General features: G+C 61.7%; 23 protein-coding genes. 15 read left to right on the top strand and 8 right to left on the bottom strand.

Features of this window, described 5'->3' with window-relative positions; all coding sequences use genetic code 11:
* The 4 genes from ACYQ01_RS03630 (at window position 1) to ACYQ01_RS03615 (ending at window position 4657) form a co-directional block, all read left to right on the top strand.
* Complete coding sequence (locus ACYQ01_RS03630; RefSeq protein ID WP_459932470.1) at window positions 1–441, top strand: helix-turn-helix domain-containing protein; 441 nt, start codon at window positions 1–3, stop codon at window positions 439–441.
* The gene (locus tag ACYQ01_RS03625; RefSeq protein WP_459932469.1) at window positions 414–1817 is read left to right on the top strand and encodes a terminase large subunit domain-containing protein; all 1404 of its coding nucleotides are present in this window, start codon (window positions 414–416) and stop codon (window positions 1815–1817) included. The genes ACYQ01_RS03630 and ACYQ01_RS03625 overlap by 28 nt, the downstream gene beginning before the upstream one ends.
* Window positions 1814–3367, top strand: a complete 1554-nt coding sequence (locus tag ACYQ01_RS03620) for a DUF4055 domain-containing protein (RefSeq protein ID WP_459932468.1) — start codon at window positions 1814–1816, stop codon at window positions 3365–3367. Before ACYQ01_RS03625 ends, ACYQ01_RS03620 begins: the two co-directional genes overlap by 4 nt.
* A 198-nt stretch (window positions 3368–3565) precedes the next feature.
* Window positions 3566–4657 carry a minor capsid protein gene (locus ACYQ01_RS03615; protein WP_459932467.1) on the top strand — a complete coding sequence of 364 codons (1092 nt, stop codon included), beginning with the start codon at window positions 3566–3568 and terminating at the stop codon, window positions 4655–4657.
* A gap of 164 nt (window positions 4658–4821) precedes the next feature.
* On the opposite strand, the gene ACYQ01_RS03610 is transcribed toward ACYQ01_RS03615, so the two are convergent.
* The 8 genes from ACYQ01_RS03610 to ACYQ01_RS03575 form a co-directional block, all read right to left on the bottom strand.
* Complete coding sequence (locus tag ACYQ01_RS03610; protein WP_459932466.1) at window positions 4822–5253, bottom strand: hypothetical protein; 432 nt, start codon at window positions 5251–5253, stop codon at window positions 4822–4824.
* Window positions 5254–5255: 2 nt separating this feature from the next.
* Entirely contained in the window at window positions 5256–5693 is a 438-nt protein-coding gene (locus tag ACYQ01_RS03605) for a hypothetical protein (RefSeq protein WP_459932465.1), read from the bottom strand.
* A gap of 17 nt (window positions 5694–5710) precedes the next feature.
* Entirely contained in the window at window positions 5711–6883 is a 1173-nt protein-coding gene (locus ACYQ01_RS03600; RefSeq protein WP_459932464.1) for an ImmA/IrrE family metallo-endopeptidase, read from the bottom strand.
* A gap of 28 nt (window positions 6884–6911) precedes the next feature.
* Complete coding sequence (locus ACYQ01_RS03595) at window positions 6912–7226, bottom strand: type II toxin-antitoxin system HigB family toxin (protein ID WP_459932463.1); 315 nt, start codon at window positions 7224–7226, stop codon at window positions 6912–6914.
* A gap of 73 nt (window positions 7227–7299) precedes the next feature.
* Window positions 7300–7503 (bottom strand): hypothetical protein, encoded by a 204-nt coding sequence (locus ACYQ01_RS03590; RefSeq protein ID WP_459932462.1) that lies wholly within the window; start codon window positions 7501–7503, stop codon window positions 7300–7302.
* The gene (gene cas5e, locus ACYQ01_RS03585; protein WP_459932461.1) at window positions 7500–8465 is read right to left on the bottom strand and encodes a type I-E CRISPR-associated protein Cas5/CasD; all 966 of its coding nucleotides are present in this window, start codon (window positions 8463–8465) and stop codon (window positions 7500–7502) included. Before cas5e ends, ACYQ01_RS03590 begins: the two co-directional genes overlap by 4 nt.
* 163 nt (window positions 8466–8628) lie before the next feature.
* Complete coding sequence (locus ACYQ01_RS03580) at window positions 8629–8904, bottom strand: hypothetical protein (protein WP_459932460.1); 276 nt, start codon at window positions 8902–8904, stop codon at window positions 8629–8631.
* A 421-nt stretch (window positions 8905–9325) separates the two neighbouring features.
* Window positions 9326–9484 (bottom strand): DUF4942 domain-containing protein, encoded by a 159-nt coding sequence (locus ACYQ01_RS03575; RefSeq protein ID WP_459933881.1) that lies wholly within the window; start codon window positions 9482–9484, stop codon window positions 9326–9328.
* Between the two features lie 92 nt (window positions 9485–9576).
* Here ACYQ01_RS03575 and ACYQ01_RS03570 point away from each other — a divergent pair, with 92 nt between their 5' ends.
* The 11 genes from ACYQ01_RS03570 (at window position 9577) to ACYQ01_RS03520 (ending at window position 15822) form a co-directional block, all read left to right on the top strand.
* A complete protein-coding gene (locus ACYQ01_RS03570) occupies window positions 9577–10335 on the top strand; it encodes a hypothetical protein (protein ID WP_459932459.1) in 759 nt (252 codons plus the stop codon).
* A gap of 34 nt (window positions 10336–10369) precedes the next feature.
* On the top strand, window positions 10370–11302 hold the full coding sequence (locus tag ACYQ01_RS03565) for a hypothetical protein (RefSeq protein ID WP_459932458.1): 933 nt from the start codon (window positions 10370–10372) through the stop codon (window positions 11300–11302).
* Between the two features lie 43 nt (window positions 11303–11345).
* Window positions 11346–11669 (top strand): hypothetical protein, encoded by a 324-nt coding sequence (locus ACYQ01_RS03560; RefSeq protein ID WP_459932457.1) that lies wholly within the window; start codon window positions 11346–11348, stop codon window positions 11667–11669.
* Window positions 11670–11743: 74 nt separating this feature from the next.
* On the top strand, window positions 11744–12289 hold the full coding sequence (locus ACYQ01_RS03555) for a DnaT-like ssDNA-binding protein (protein WP_459932456.1): 546 nt from the start codon (window positions 11744–11746) through the stop codon (window positions 12287–12289).
* A gap of 4 nt (window positions 12290–12293) precedes the next feature.
* Entirely contained in the window at window positions 12294–12458 is a 165-nt protein-coding gene (locus ACYQ01_RS03550) for a hypothetical protein (protein ID WP_459932455.1), read from the top strand.
* Between the two features lie 2 nt (window positions 12459–12460).
* A complete protein-coding gene (locus ACYQ01_RS03545) occupies window positions 12461–12919 on the top strand; it encodes a hypothetical protein (RefSeq protein ID WP_459932454.1) in 459 nt (152 codons plus the stop codon).
* A complete protein-coding gene (locus ACYQ01_RS03540; RefSeq protein WP_459932453.1) occupies window positions 12916–13110 on the top strand; it encodes a hypothetical protein in 195 nt (64 codons plus the stop codon). The genes ACYQ01_RS03545 and ACYQ01_RS03540 overlap by 4 nt, the downstream gene beginning before the upstream one ends.
* 145 nt (window positions 13111–13255) lie before the next feature.
* Complete coding sequence (locus ACYQ01_RS03535) at window positions 13256–13618, top strand: hypothetical protein (RefSeq protein WP_459932452.1); 363 nt, start codon at window positions 13256–13258, stop codon at window positions 13616–13618.
* Window positions 13615–14067 carry a hypothetical protein gene (locus ACYQ01_RS03530; protein ID WP_459932451.1) on the top strand — a complete coding sequence of 151 codons (453 nt, stop codon included), beginning with the start codon at window positions 13615–13617 and terminating at the stop codon, window positions 14065–14067. The genes ACYQ01_RS03535 and ACYQ01_RS03530 overlap by 4 nt, the downstream gene beginning before the upstream one ends.
* Window positions 14064–14453 (top strand): phage tail terminator-like protein, encoded by a 390-nt coding sequence (locus ACYQ01_RS03525; protein WP_459932450.1) that lies wholly within the window; start codon window positions 14064–14066, stop codon window positions 14451–14453. The genes ACYQ01_RS03530 and ACYQ01_RS03525 overlap by 4 nt, the downstream gene beginning before the upstream one ends.
* Window positions 14454–14655: 202 nt before the next feature.
* Window positions 14656–15822: a phage tail tube protein gene (locus tag ACYQ01_RS03520; protein WP_459932449.1), complete on the top strand. Its 1167-nt coding sequence runs from the start codon at window positions 14656–14658 to the stop codon at window positions 15820–15822.
* Window positions 15823–15845: the final 23 nt, after the last annotated feature.

Raw genomic sequence — 15845 nt, 5'->3', positions numbered from 1 at the left:
ATGGCAACCACAAATAATAAAAATAGTCAAGGCAAAAAGCCGCCAAAGGGGAGAAAGAAGGCCACAAGGCTCAAGTATTCTCAAAAGGCGATGATTGAAGCCATCAATGACACTGGCGGAATTGTCACGAACATATGCGAGCGGCTTGGTTGTTCTCGGCAAACTTTTTATGACTACCTGCGAAGATTCCCGAAAGTAGAGCAGGCATTGCAGGATGAACGTGACAAGATTCTCGATCTTGGGGAGGGATCACTCTATGCGCTTGTCCAAGGTGGAGATTTCAACGCTACGAAGTACCTCTTGAACTGCAAGGGTAAAGACCGTGGGTGGGGTGAAACCCAACAGATACAGCAGGAAACAACATCGCGTCGCGTTGTCTTCGTAGCGCCAGAACAGTTTGAGAGTCCCGAAGAATGGGCCAAGAAGCACAAGAATTCCTAGCCATCGGGCCGCAGCCGGGGCCGCAGGCCTCCCTTCTCTCCTGCCCGTGTGACGAGATCATGTACGGCGGCGCACGGGGTGGGGGGAAGAGCTACGGCATGCTGCTCGACTGGACAGCGCACGAGGCGCGCTACGGTCGCTTGGCCAAGGGCATCCTTTTCCGCCGCACCATGCCCGAGCTCGAAGACCTCATGTCGAAAGCCGAGGGCATCTTCCCGGCGTTTGGCGGGGCCTTTAGGAGTCAGCGAAAGACGTGGGTCTTCCCGACCGGGGCGACGCTCAAGTTTCGGTATTTGGACAAAGACTCCGATGCCGACAACTACCAGGGCCACGAATACAACTGGATGGGGTTCGACGAAATAGGGAACTGGCCTTCGTTCGCCCCCCTCGACCGTCTCCGCTCCTGCCTTCGTTCAGCCGAGGGCGTGAAGGTTCGCATGGTCCTGTCCTGCAACCCCGGCGGCGTTGGCCACAACTGGGTCAAGGCTCGCTACATTGATCCGACCCCGGCAATGACACCTCGGAAGACCGAAGGCGGGTGGGCGGTCTTCATCCCGGCCAAAGTTCAAGACAATCTTATCCTCATGGCAAACGATCCTGGCTACGTGGATCGAATCCGCCAATCAGGCCCGGATTGGCTGGTGCGGGCATGGCTCAACGGCGACTGGGATATTGTGGCCGGCGGCATGTTCGATGACCTCTGGCGGCAAGACGTGCATGTGCTCGCCCCCTTCCAGGTCCCGGCCACGTGGCGCATTGACCGTTCCTTCGACTGGGGAAGTTCCAAGCCCTTCAGCGTCGGGTGGTGGGCCGAGAGCGACGGCACGGAAGCCGTCATGGCGAACGGGGTGCGCCGCTCTTTTCCGCGCGGTTCTTTGTTCCACGTCGCAGAGTGGTACGGTTGGAACGGAGAGCCTGACACCGGGTGCCGCATGATTGCCGCCGACGTCGCCAAGAAGATCGTCGAGATGCAAAAGGCCATGTTCCCATTGCGCACCGTGCATCCGGGCCCGGCCGACAGTTCCATTTACGACGCCGAAAATGGGGTGTGCATCGCCGACGACATGGCCAGGGCCGGTGTGCGCTGGGTGCCTGCCGACAAGTCCCCCGGCTCCCGCAAGAACGGCGCGGAGAGAATCCGCAAGTACCTGAAGGCGGCCCTGTCCAGCCCCATGGAAGAGCCAGGCCTTTTTGTTTTTGACACCTGCCGTCATTTCCTTCGCACTTTTCCCACCTTGCCCAGGTCGCGCGTGATCCTGGATGACGTGGACACCAAAGCTGAAGATCACCCGTACGACATGACCCGGTATCGCGTGCTGGGCGTGAAGCGCACGGCGTCCGCCGTACAACAGACCGGAGGTTGGGCCAAGAAATGAGCCTGAATACCAAGAAGACCGTGGCCACGGCCCGAGACGAGATGACCGCCTACCTGCCCAAGTTGCAGGTGGTGAAGGATCTCATGGGCGGCCAAGACGACATGCGCAAGGCCGGCAAGCGTTACCTCGTGCAGTTCGAGCAGGAGCCGGCCGGGAAGTGGGAAGCTCGCGTCGCACAGGCCACGCTGCTCAACGCCTACGAGCGTACCCTGGCTTACCTGTGCGGTCAGGTCTTCTCGAAGGACCTGCGTCTTCAGGGAGACGGCGAGACGGAACAGGAGGCCAGCCTGGGCGAATTTGCGGCCATGGTTGAGAACGCGGACGGCGAGGGAAACAGCATCTCCGTTTGGTCCAAGCGCGCCTTCCACCGGGGCCTCAATGACGGCTTCGGGGCCATCCTCGTGGATGCGCCGGCCATGGTGGTGCGCCAGGGTGAAATGGGGCGCGAGTACCTGAAGGGAGAAGACGCGGTCGGAAACGAAGTGTGGGCCCCTCTCACGGCTGCCACTGCCGAGGCCGAAGGCCTGCGCCCGAGGCTCATCTACGTGTCCGCCGAAAGCGTGCTGGGCTGGCGCTACGAGCTCGTGGGTGGGGCCAAGAAACTCGTCATGTTCCGCTTCCTGGAGTCCTACAAGGAGGCTGGGGAGTGGGACTCGGGAGACGAAGAGAAGCCCCAGGTGCGCGTGCTCACACCCGGGCGTTGGCAGGTCTGGCGGAGGGTGAACGACGAGAAGGACGAATGGGGGCTTCACTCCGAAGGGGCATTGCCCATGCGGGACCTCCCCGTCGTTTTTTTTCGGCCGGGCAAGCCGCTCTCCGAGGTCACATGCGAGCCGGCCTTGCGCGCCCTGGCCGACAAGAACGTCGAGCACTGGCAGAAGCAGGCCGAGCACAACCAGCTCATGACCTGGGTGCGCAGCCCCGGAATGTACGCCGCAGGCATTGCCGAAGAATCAGACGTGCCCTTCGGCCCTGGCATCATGACCAAGCTCAGTGACCCGACCGGACGCATCGCGGCCATCGGCCAGGACCCCTCTTCTGTGGCTGCTTCCCGACAGGAGCTTGAAGACCTTGTGCGGCAGATGGCGCTGTTCGGCCTGCAACTGCTCATGCCCAGAACCGGCGACGTGACCGCCACGGAGCGGTCCCTGAGCTCAGCGGAGAACGATTCAACGCTGAAGGGGTGGGCCCTGGAGTGGAAGGACGCGCTCGAACAGGCCCTGGTCTTCGCGGCCGTGTTCATGGGGAGCACAGTCAAGCCGCCGTCCGTGGTGGTCAACACCGAATACCGGCCGCCCATGGCCGGCGACGACCTGGCCTTGCAAATCCTGGTGGACACCTACACGAAGGGGCTGCTTTCCAGAAAGACTCTGTGGGCCGAGCTGGTGAAGCGCGGAATCTTGAGCGACGACTTCGACCCCGATGCCGAGGCCGAGGCGATCACGAAGGATCAGTACCAGGCCCGTCCGTTCGGGAATCTGGCTGGTGATCTTCTTGGCGGGAAGGAACCCGGCCCGCAGGCTGGCCAGGCCCGGGGCCAGGGATCTTGATGTCCAGGCCCTCCAGGAGCTTTCGGGCCTTGCGGTGTTCTTCGGCGGCCATGCCGGCTTCCGCTTGCGCGATCTTGGCGCGACGTTCCGGCGTCATGATGGGGATATGCCCCGGTTTGCCTTCGTCCATTTCGGCAAGAAGCCGCTGGGCGAGTTCGGGCGTGATGGTGCGTTTGCGCATGATGAAGGACCGGTAGCATGGCCGTTTACAGCCCACAAGACCTCCTGAACCTCTACGCCTTGGGCCGGGCCATGGTCTGGCGCTACAAGATGGACCGCTACACGGACGCGGCCCTTGAAACCATGCTTGCCGACCTGCAAGCAGCCAGGCGCGAGATCATGGCTAAGTTCGCCGCGCAGTATTCCGGCATGGGCGACTGGACGGCCGACCGGTTGGAGCAAGTGCTTTACGCCCTGGACGACATGACGGCAGGGGCCAGGCGCGCCCTGGGGCAGGATATCCTTGAATCCTCTGCCCAGGCAGGCGCGTCCTCCTCGGCCTGGCACATGGCCACCATCACCGTGGAAGGCGCAGCCGCGGCTACGCTCTTCAACACCGTCTCCTTGCCCGCCGAACAACTCCGGTCGCTCTACGCGGAAACGCCCCTGGGCGGGGAGGCGCTGGCCGGGTGGGTGAATCGCACCTTTGACCACGCCGTGCAGGCCAAGATGCGCAGCGCCCTCAACACCGGGGCGCTCCTTGGCGAAGGCTATCCAGGCCTGGTGAAGCGCCTGGAAGAAGGCTTTGACCAGCTCACGCGCACCGAGGCTATCACCCTGGCCAGGACGTACATCCAGAGCGCCAACGTCGGGGCGCAGCGCCGCGTGTTCGAAGCCAACGCCGGTGTGGTGCAGGGCCTCCGGTGGACAACCACACTCGACACGTCCACCTGCCCTCGGTGCGCGGCCCTGGACGGCAGGATTTACAAGACGGGGCAGGATCGGCCGCCGATGCCGCTACATCCCCGCTGCCGATGCGTGATGACCCCAAGCCTCATGTCTTGGCGCGACATGGGCATACCACTTGACGAGCTTGAAGAGGCGGCCAGGCCCTTCACGATCCGAGGGCCGGGCAACGTGGACGAAGGCGGCCGGCGCGCGATCATCGAGGTTGGACAGCACAAGGGCGACTTCGGTGCCTGGTGGGAGAAACTCCCCGAGGAGCAGCAAGCGCGGGTGGTTGGCCCGCGCCGGACTGAGCTCGTGCGAAGCGGCCGGGTGGCCTTCCAGGATTTGGTGGATGGGAAAACGGGGGAGCTGAGGACGCTGAAGGAATTGGAGGAGCTATGAGCACATTTCGCTTGATCGTGTCGGTGGCCTTGTACCAACTGCTGATTTTTGTAGCCCCACGGGGTGAGCTTGCTCGGCTCGGGCAGGGACTTGTGGTCTACGGGAAATATGGGCGTGAAGCGTTTGTTCGGTACTGCAAGCAGATTGCAAACGGGGACAAGTGGTCAAGCTGACGTCTGCCCTTCTGTTTTGAATGTGATGCTTATCTTGTAGGTGCACCTGTTTAAGCACTTCCTATAAATTTTTCTTCCTTTTGGGGAGCCTTCGTCGCCGCGACACATGATCTCTCCCTCTTGCTCCGTCTTGCCGTCCCTGACCATATCTCGCAATATCCATCCGATTTGAAATCCTCCATTGTAGCATTTGTTGTTTGTGCAGCGAATGTATTCACCTATGTATTTTTTGTCTGTGATCGTGTACTTTCCTTGGTCGTATTCATCTTTTTTGGGGAATCCGCCAACGAAACTAATCTCATACTGAAGCTTTATTGTGTCAATAGTGGGGAAAGCCTTTTCAAAGGCAACCGGTTCGCCAAACACAAATCCACCCTGGTTGACGATGTCTTGCGCCCCTAGTCTTTTGTTTCTTTCGGACATGCTCACCCCTTCGATTGAAATGACACTTCGGATATCTCCCCCAAAGCCTTACCAAGCGCTTTCGCTACCGGGCAGGACTTGGCGTGGCCGGATGACTTGCTTCTTTTGCACGAAAGGCAGGTCTCGCCAGGGCCGGCCCACTCCAGCGGCTCAAGAGCCTCGAAAAGGTCAGGAGCGGCGGCAATCAGCAGAGCGTTTTCGCGGCTGACCCGAAGCACTCCTGCACAGGGCTTGCCATCGTTTGAACAATTGTCGCAAGCTTGGTTGGTCGCAAGAACCTTTTCGCAAACGGTCAGCACCACTTCGCCAATATGCTTACCTTCGGCGTTGTAGATTTCCTGGGTAAGTTCGCCAGCCCCGCCCCATGGAGTACACGAATTGTCTGGGGTTGATCCGCATTCGTCCCAAAACGCCCACGGTCCTTTGGTGAAACCAGCCATTGTCCACCCCCTCATCTTTAGATTGTGAACACCTTCCGAACCTTCCCCCTGCCTAACATCCGCGAGAACCGCTTGAAGTTCCGCGTCTCGTTCTGGACTCGTCCTGCCACGATGGCCGGGCTGATGCCCAGGGCCTTGGCCGTGTGCAGGATGAAGCTCAGGGTAGCGCGCTCGCTCGCCGGGACGGCGTCCCAAGTTTCGGGCGGTATGGCCATATCCGAGGCCAAGGCGTCCGCGTCGCGTTCCTTGTCGTCCTGGCTCTGCGCATCGAGGTCGTCCACCACGAACCCGCCGGGCTCGACATGGCCAAGCGCCAGGTGGGCAAGCTCGTGCCCGAGGGTGAACCAGAAATTATCTACGCGGTCGTAGCGGATCGTCATGCCCACGACGGCGGTCCCGTCGTCCCGAAGCATGGCCGCGCCATCGAGGTAGGTCTTCGGCAGATGCGGGAGCACCACGAAGCGGATGCCGAACCCGGCGAGATAGTCCCTGGCCCTGGCCGGACCGTCCTCGTGCACACTCAAGGCGTAGAGGCCACGAAAGAAAGAAGCGTTCAACCGGGACTTGTCGAAAGTGCCCGGAATCTCTTGCTGCGAGGCGGTGATTTGGACCTGCGACACCCAGGCAAGGATGCCGTAGGCGTCGCCGCGCGTGCCCATACGTGAGGACGCGCGAGCGCAATGCGCCAGGCGGCCATCATGGAGACCGGCGCGAGCAAGCATGTCCTGGACCTGGGCTGTGATGTCCTCAGCGCCAGCGACAGCCTCAAGCCAGCCCCGCTTGACCATCTCCTTGACCGGGAATTTCTCCCAATCCAGGCCTTCCGAGTCCACGGGCATCTCCTGGGCCAGCGTGTCCAGGGGGATGGCGAGGGCTGCATGAAGCTGGCGGATCATTGGCAGGGTGAGGGGACGCTTGCCGGAAAGGACCTCGGACACCTTGGCCTTGTTGCCGATGTAGGGCTCCAAGTCTTTCCGGGTGAGTCCCATTCGCTCCATGGCGTAGTCGATGGCTTCGACGGGCGTCGGCCTAGGGATCGGATAGTGCTCGTCTTCGTAGAGTTCAACGAGGGTGACCCAGAACTCCAAGCGTTCGGCGTCTTGGTCGTTGCGGTCGTCCTTGTCCATCAGTTCATCAATGATGGCGAGCGCATTGTCATAATCAATTTCAGTCTTTATCAAGCGTTCCATATCCACCTCCATCTGAGGTGTAGCACAATTAAATTTCGTCAATATTCTGTATCTTGTCGTATTCTGCGTGTGTGCCAATAAAGCGCACGAAAGCGATTTGGGCTTTGAAGTCAATCTTTGCAACAAGGCGGTATTCGCCCACGTTGAAAACGTAGCGCTTGCCGCCCACAAAATCCACAGATCGTGAAAAATACTGCTTCAACTCGGCAAGTCCTGCCCACCTGCGTCCTATAATGGTATCATACCAGTTCACGAGCGGGCCTTGTGCGGAGGCGTGCTCCGTCCAAAAGGCTTCCAGCGTCGCACGCTTTATCACCCGCATCTTCTTTGCCTTGCCGTTCATGGAGAGAGTTTATCATCCTCGGGCGGCTTGTCAAGAAAATAGTTCTCATTTTTGAGAACTATTTTCTTGTGCGTCAGGCCGGGGCGACCGGCAAATCATCCGGCCAGGGGTCGGGATCGGGGCGAACATCGGGCAGGGGCGCGAACTCGCCGGCCTGGTTCCAGCGCGCGCCGCAGCCGGGGCAGGTGTAGACCGTTTCGCGGCCGGCGTGGCTGTCGAAGTGCTCGACCGTGACGAATTCGAAACGGCAGAGCGGGCAGGTGGTACGAGGTTTCATACGTTATTAGGCCGTTTCGGCGGGCGGCCGGGCTTCGGGCGGTCGCTCTTCGCGTAGGCGGCGACCGCTTCGGCTGGGAATTGCCAGTCCCGGCCGGAACGAATTCCCCCCAACGTCGCGGCGATTTGGCGCACTCGTGTCGGCGATATTCCCAAACACTCGGCGACCTGGGCTGTCGTCATCATCGCCCCGCTGGGTTCGCTGGCGGCCTCGTGCGGGGGGATGATGCGGCGCCAGCTTTCCGCCCGAAATTGCCGACCGGGGGAAACGGGAAACGTGTGATCGCGAATCACGTGATCAGGACCTTCCTCGGGATCCAGGCGCACCCCCTCGACGTGATTCCCCTCCCGCATCCAGTATTCCGGGAGGAGTCGGGCCACCACCGGGGCCATGTGGCTGTCCAGGGGGTATCCGTCCAGGGCGTAGAACAGGCCGCCGTCGGTTATCCAGGGGGCCATGGGCAGGGCGAGGGCGCAGGATTTGCGGCCGGCGTAGGGGATTTTTTTTGGGTTCACCAGGGCGGCGGCCAGTTCGCGCAGCAGCGCCTCCTCGCCCCAGGCGGTGACCACAAACGGACAGTCTAGTATGTAATGCCTGTTGGAGACGATGGGTTCTGGACGATAAAATTTGGAGAGCGTCGCGTGTTGGTGGCTGTACCGCTCGACCTCCTCGCGCCTGGTGTTGCACTCGTGCAATCTCGGCTGAGAGATGGGGACCTGCGCCACATGGAAATCTATGAGGCGCTGTTGTTCGGCGACCCGGCCCCACAATTTTATTGCGAACCCGAGTTGTTGCGCCAGCTTGCCGCGTCGATCAGAGTCAAGCCCCTCGCCCAGGCAGGCGCAAAACAGGCCGACGATGTGCGAGGTCATCGGGAACGGATTTGTGTGGCGAATTTCCCCTGTCGAGGCGCTCCCGCCGAAACCAGATATGGGCGAATATATTTGGAATGTGAGATACATGCAGTCCCCAACGGTCGAGAGAATAGCCCCACAAAAGTGGGGAACTTTTCTTTGCCTTTCGATTTCGTCTTAGAGGTCCATCCCCACGAAAGTGGGGAACGCTTTTTGACCGCCTGGTTTCGCCTTGGAGGTCCATCCCCGCACAGCGGGGAAAACGAACGGGCTAGGCGCAGTTTTGCAGCTCGTCGTAGTCGGCCAGGTTGCCGCCGATGGAAACAATGTATTGGGCATACGCGCGCATGGCGGTAAAATCGGTGACGCTCTCGTCGCGATCCTCAATTTCTTCACGCTCTTGCTCCGTATACTCGGCATGGGCACGCAGGTAACGAGCGCATTCCAGTTCGTCATAGGGCAGGTTCTCGTGATTCATATCGAGGAGGCCGGAGTTGCCCAACCAGGTGATGGCGTCCTGCAGGGTGGCGAAGGTGTCGGTGCTCATGGTGTGTCTCCTGGAGTTGCCGGCGAGGGCCTGTTCCCGTCGCCGTTGAGAAAATATTTGCGCTAGCGTAAACATTTTGTCAACAAAAAAACTTGCGCTAGCGCAAGAAAATAATCAATCGCAAAATCAACATGTTGCAATAGCTACCCCACCATCTTGCCGGCTGCTTCCGGTTTGCCTCCCTTCCCTCGTCTCCTCCTGGTTGCCTCCCTCTGCTGCTCTCTCCTCCTCGCCTGGCGCTCTCGCTGGGCTGCGCTCCACGCCTCCAGGTAGGCGCACAGGCCGCTCCACGTGTACAGCCAGTCACGGCCCACCTTTGCCCCCCCGAGGGCATGGCGCAGTTGCCACACCCTTACGGGGGTCACGTCCAGGTGCCAGGCCACTTCGGGGGCTGTCAGTCTGTCTTTGTCATCGGCCAAGCTCATCTCCCTACGGCGTTGCTGCCGCCAGCCCCAATCCTGTTCAGCTTCTCCAGGAGGTCAAGACGTTTGAAGACGATATGCAGGTTCCCGTTCTTAAACCACTTGCATTGGAAATATGACGTTTCGCACCCGCAAAAACTTTTCCATTTTCTCCAAATCTTGCTTTTTTTCTCCTCTCCCGTCCCGCATCCCTAGAGGCAAATCAACTCCAACCGCCTGGCGGGGCCGGGCGTACTCCCCGGAGGGGAACATGGCGCTTGCCTTCAAAATTTCCGACCTGACCGCTGCGCCCGAGGCGCTGCGTTCGCTCTACGTCCAAAAGGACGGCGGCTACGTGCTCGATGTGGAGGGCGTGGTGCCCGAGTCCGACGTGAAGGGCCTCAAGGCGAAGAACGACGAGCTTCTTGCCGAAAAGAAGAAGCTGCTCGGGCAGTACAACGAAATCCTGGAAACCCAGAAGCTCACGGACGCGCAGCGCGCCGAGCTGCAGGGCAAGGTGGACGAGCTCGAAAAGCAGGTTATGACCGCCGACGAGCTGGCCGCCAAGAAAGTCAGGCAAGCCAAGGACGAAGCGGCTTCCGAGGTAGCCAAGGTCAAGGCCGATGCCGACCACTTCAAGGGACTCTACACCACGAGCACCATCGAGGGCGCGCTCGTGAAGGCCGCGCAGGAGCACGGGGCCGTGAACGCCGGCCAGGTGCACGGGCTTCTCGCCGGCCGAACCGTGCTTGAGCCTGTCTTGGACGACGACGGCAAGCCCACCGGTCGCTACGAACCCAAGACCACCGTGGTCACCATGGACGGCGACAAGCGCGTGGAAAAGGTGCTCCCGGCCGGGGAAGCTGTGAAGGCCTTCTTGGGCCTCCCGGAGAATAAGAACCTCGTGCAGACCAATTTTCAGCCCGGCGGCGGGGCCACCGGTGGGCAAGCCTCGCGGGGCGGGGTCTCGGACAAGAACCTTTCGAGCGTGAGCAAGATAGAGGCCGGGCTCAAGGCCCTTGGCGTTTAGTCGCGCTCGGACAACCCCATAAGGAGTAAGCCAGATGGCTTCCCAGACCCTTGTCGAAGCGAAAAAGCTCATCAACAACCAGATCGTCGTGGGCGTGGTGGAGGACATCATCTCTATCAACCCCCTCTACGGCCTGCTCCCCTTCACCGGCTACGACGGCCAGGCCATTCTCGTGAACCGCGAGAACGCTCTGGGCGACGCCGGCTTCTTCGGTGTGGACGCCACCATTACCGCCAAGGCCGCCGCGACCTTCACTCAGGCCTCCTACAGCGCCACCAAGCTCATAGGCGACGCCGAAATGGATGGGCTGGTCCAGGCTCAGTCCGCTTCGGCCGGAGTCAATCAGATCGCCGTGGAAATCTCCTCCAAGGCCAAGACCATCGGCCGTTTGTTTCAGACCGGCATGGCCACCGGGACCGGCGTTTCCCCGGACATGAACAGCCTGCACACCCTCTGCGACTCCGGCCAGTACACCACGGCCAGCGCCGGACAGGCCCTCAGCTTCGATCTCCTGGACGAACTCATGGACCTTGTGAAGTCGAAGGACGGCATGGTGGACTGGATCATGATGGCCCCGCGCACCATGCGCTCCTACAAGGCCCTCCTGCGCGCCCTGGGCGGGACCTCTGCCGATTGGGTGGTCACGCTGCCTGACGGACGGACCACCATTGGCTACGAGGGCACCCCCATCTTCAAAAACGAGTACCTTTCGGTTGCCGAAACCGCCAACGGCGCGGCCTTGACCGGCGGGGTGTTGACCTCGGTCTGGGCTGGTAACTTCGACGATGGCACCAACAAGGTCGGCGTCGCCGGCATTCACCCCAACGGCGTCCCCGCCGGCATCGTGGTTGAGAACGTCGGAGCCCAGGAAAGCAAGGACTCCAACATCTGGCGCGTGAAGCAATACGCGAACTTCGCCAGCTTCAACCGGCGCGGCCTGGCTCGGCTCGCCTCGATCAACAACTAGCCCGTGGGGGCCGCTCCGGCGGCCTTACCAACAGGAGAAACCCATGCGTGTGAAGCTGAAAGGGCAGGAATCCCCGGCGGCCCCTGGTTCCATCGAGAATCACTTCGGGTACGCCTTCGAAGTCCAGGAAGACGGCTCTCTGGTGGCCGACATATCCGACGCGCTGGCCCCTGGAGAAATCGCCTCTGGCCGAATGGTCGAACAGAGCGAAGACGGGCCTCCCAAGTCCCTTTCGGACATGACCGTCAAGGCCCTGCGCGAACTGGCCAAGGAAAAGGGCGTGCCCATCCCGGCCGATGCGACCACGAAGGATGCCGTCGTGGGCATCCTTGAGGCGGCCGGCGTGACCCTGGAGTCCCAGGCGTGAATTTCGCTGCGTTCTCCTCCTCCCCCCTGAGAGCCCAGGAACGCCCTGGGCTCGACTGAAGCGAGGAACCAAGCATGGCCCTGACTGTTGAAACCGGCGCTGGTGTTTCGGGCGCGAACACCCTGGCGGACGTGGCCAGGGCCGACGCCTATTTCTTGGCGCGTGGCCTGACGACCTGGGCCGGCGAGGCCGCCGCGAAAGAGGCGGCCCTGGCCCGGGCCATGGACTGGCTCAACGGCTTGAGCTGGAAGGGCTGCCCCGTGACCTACAACCAGCCTCTTTGCTGGCCCCGATACGAGGTCCCCATCGAAACGGGATGCAGCCGGAGCTACTACCAGGACGGCTTCGCCATGGGATCCGGCCTCACGGGTTCATGGCCTTCCGGCGAAATCCCCGCCCAGGTTCTGGACGCGCAATGCGAGGCCGCCCTGCGCTACCTGACGGGAACGGACATGATGCCCGACCTCAACCGTGGCGGCCGGGTGGTCATGCAGCGCGTGGACGTTATCACCACGCAGTACGAAGCCGGGGCCCCGGCCGGGAAGACCTACCCGGCGATCATGGCCTTGCTGCGGCCGTTCCTGCATTCGTCCGCCGGTGCGCGGATGGTGAGGGGGTAGCGCGATGGCGGCGCTGGTCTTGCGCATAAAGCTGTCCTGGTGGCTCAGGGTCTACTTGAACACCCTGTGCTCCTTGTGCCTGCTCATGGGAACCAAGCCCGACATGGGCAAGGTGGCCCGGCAGGTGGACCGAGGGGTCAGGTTTGAAATCGTGAGGGAGAAGGTGTGAGCGTGCAGCGCAACAAAGACCTATCCCGCGTGGTCGCCAGGACGCGCATTCGCGTCAAGGGCACCCCGCATTTTTGGGACGTGTTCTTGTGGCCTGACCGAAGCGCCATGCGGGTGAACACCGGGGAGGAAGACCCTCACGCTGCCGCCTTGCATCAGGCCGTCCCGGTGCTGGCGGACCCCGAAAGCGGCGACCTACTCCCTCGGCGCAAGATGGGAGAGGTGCATTTTTGTTGCGGCTGTTGGAGCATGGAGGTTGTGGCCCACGAACTCATGCATGCGGCCTTCTGGAGGCTGGCGACGCTCTGTCCGAGCTATCTTGCCATCCTCCGAGACGGCGACATGAGCCAGGAGGAAGAGGTCTGCTACGACTTCGGGCGCTGGGTGCAGCACGTCTACAAGTTCTTGTGGAAATACGACCAGCCCCAGGGGTGGGAACGCAAAGAGGGAGGCGCGCAATGATTCACGATCCGCGCAAGGCCGCCACGCTGGAAGAGGCCGCAAGGAATCCGGACGGGACCTACAACGGCGCTCGCGCCCTCGCGTGGTTGTCGGAAGCACTTTCTCCCGGCCAGGGCCTCTCCGAGCAGGAAGTGCGCAAACTTTGGGATGAGGCGCAGGCTACTTTGCAAGCACTACAGGGGGACGCCTAATGGGCGGGGCCGACGTGGTGGCTGTGATTTCGCTCTCGACGGCAAATCATGGAGAGGGAAACCCCGTGTTTAGTGGGTGCGCCCTCCTCTTCGGGCTGGGAGTTGTCCTCTACGCACTTTGGATGGAGTGGAGGGATAGGCGCTGATGGACTGGGACGCCATTTCCGCCGAAGCCCTGAACGCCATCACCGAGGTAGGGGCTGACGCCATCATGCGCCGGGCCGGTGAGCAAGGCGAGTTCGACCCGGAGACGGGGCGATATGCCGAGGGAGATCCCACGGAAACGTCGTGCAAGGCCGTGCTGACGGACTATTCCCTGAAGATGATCGACGGGGACCTGATCAAGCTCGGCGACCGCTTGGCCATCGTCCCGGCTCAGGGCCTGGCCGAACCGGACCCGACCAGGGACACGCTCATCATCAAGGGGGAATCGTGGAACGTCGTGCGGGCCAAGGTTGTTGACCCCGGCGGCGTGGCCATCCTCTACAAGGTGCAGGTGCGGAAGTGAGCAGGCCCATAGACCTCGAATCCCTGCAAGGGAAAATCAGTGCCAACGCAGACGACTTCGCCAAGGATTTGTCCGTGATTGCCGACGCCTATGCCGATTCGTTCGACCTTGTGGTGCAAAAAGGCATCATGATGTTTTTGCAGCAGGTCATGCTGCGCACGCCCAAGGACACGGGGCGCGCCACGGCCGGGTGGCAGGTGTCCGTGGACAGCCAGAGCGACTATGCGCCGCCCCCAGGCGACTACCGGGAATTGAACCCGAATGACGTAAAGCCCTTCGGCGTGGCCCAGGCCATCTACAACATTGAGAACAACGTGGCGTACATTCTCCCTCTGGAAAACGGCCACTCCCAGCAGGCCCCGCGCGGTTTCATCGCCCTGACCTTCGCTGAGTTGTCCGACTACTTCCGGCGGGCGGCCGAAAGTCTGGGGCTGGAGTACGTGGAATGACCCCCGACGCCATCACCAAGGCGATTCAGGCCTACGTGAAGGCGAACTGGACGGCCACGCCCGTGCAGTATGACAACCTGCGCTTCGATCCGCCGGCCGGGCCCTACATCAGCGTAAGCGTTCAGCTTGGCGGGGTGTTCGAGGAAGAAATGGGCCCCAATGGGGCATCACGCCAGGTCGGCGCGCTTAAGGTGCGCGTGTTCACCCCGCTGGGGATAGGCACCCGTGACGGCGACCGCCTGTCCGGCACGGTGAAAGCCCTCTTCAGAAGGAAGGATGTGGAAGATGTCTACTTCGATGAGCCCTACGATGATGGGCACCATGGCGATGACGGGCACAACCGCTACATGCACGTCGTCAACTGCCCCTTCTGGTACTGGGTGTAGCGGCGGCCAGGAATACCGCTGTCGGGCGTGTGGGAGGAAGCTCCTCCGGGCCCAGGCGGAATGGGTGGAAGTCGTCTGCCCAAGGTGCAAGGCCATGAATGTTTTTGGAGGCGGCCGGCAGTAGGCCGCCCATGCGAGGCCCGGAGTCTCTCGAAGACCGGAGGCCCTGGAACAACCAGGACTACCCGTTTCGGAGGCTCCCATGGGCACCCTCGCAAACAAAGTCGCCCTCGCACGGGCGCAAAGCTGCTTCGTCGTCATCGAGTCCGCCAAAGGGGCTCTCGAATTCCCTCTCTCCACCGGCGTCGAGGCCATTGACTGCGCCGGCTATGCCGCCATCGACCAGGACCTGAGCTTCACGGATTCCGAAGAGATTCAGAACACCCGTGGCAAGCGCAACCAGTTCGTTGACCAGACCCCGGCCGGGACCTTCTCCGTCCCCTTCTACGTGCGCCCCTCCGGCACGGCCGGCTCCGTCCCCATGGCTGACGCCCTTTGGCAAAGCCTGTGCGGGAAGAAGACCGTCAACGCCGGCGTGAGCGTCGTGTACTCCCCGGCCATGGAGAAGCCTTCCGTCTCCGTTTGGATTCGCCAGGACCACACCGTGTTCTTCGGCTCCGGCGGCGTTGCGGGGGGGAATCCTCTCTCCATCACCAACAAGGGCGCGCTCAAGTGCGAGGTCAGCGGCGAGTTCATGAAACTCGGCAAGGCCGGTACCTCGCAGCTTGCCTCCGCCGCCGTCTCTGCCGCCTCGTCCATCACCGTGGACGACGGGAAGAAGTACGACGTTGGCGCGCGTATCTGGAACAAGACCAAGGCGGACAGCGGCACCAATGGCTACGAAGTCACCGCCGTTAACAAGACCACGGGCGTGCTCACCCTGGGCGAAGGCATCGGCACGGATTGGGATGCTGACGACGTGATCGAGGGCTACCTGCCGACCGCGAACGCCCCGGGCTCCCCGCTCGAAACCCGCACCATCCAGAACATCACCCTGTTCGGCCAGACTCGCACCTGCAAGGACCTGAAGCTCACCTGGGACGACAAGCCCCAGATGGCGACCGACGAGATCACCGCGAGCGGCTTCCCGGAAGACTACTACGAGGATGACCGCACCATCGGCGGGAGCTGCACGGCCGGATTCCGGCGCAACGACCTGGCCCTGTTTGACAGCATCTACGGCGGCGAAGAAGGAGCGGTGTCGCTCCTGTTCGGTTCCGCGGCTGGAAGCAAGTTCCAGGTCGACGACCCCCGTTGCCAGTTCAAGATGCCCAAGCGCTCGACCAGCAAGCCCATCGTCAACATCGCAATGGAATGGACCGCCCTGGAGACCAGCGGCGACGACGAACGGACCTACACGTTCAAGTAGCCGTTGCGCCTTAGATATTCGGT

The sequence above is a fragment of the Fundidesulfovibrio butyratiphilus genome (assembly GCF_054657235.1).
Note: the sequence above shows the minus strand (reverse complement) of the source record. Positions and strands in the feature narration are given on the sequence as shown.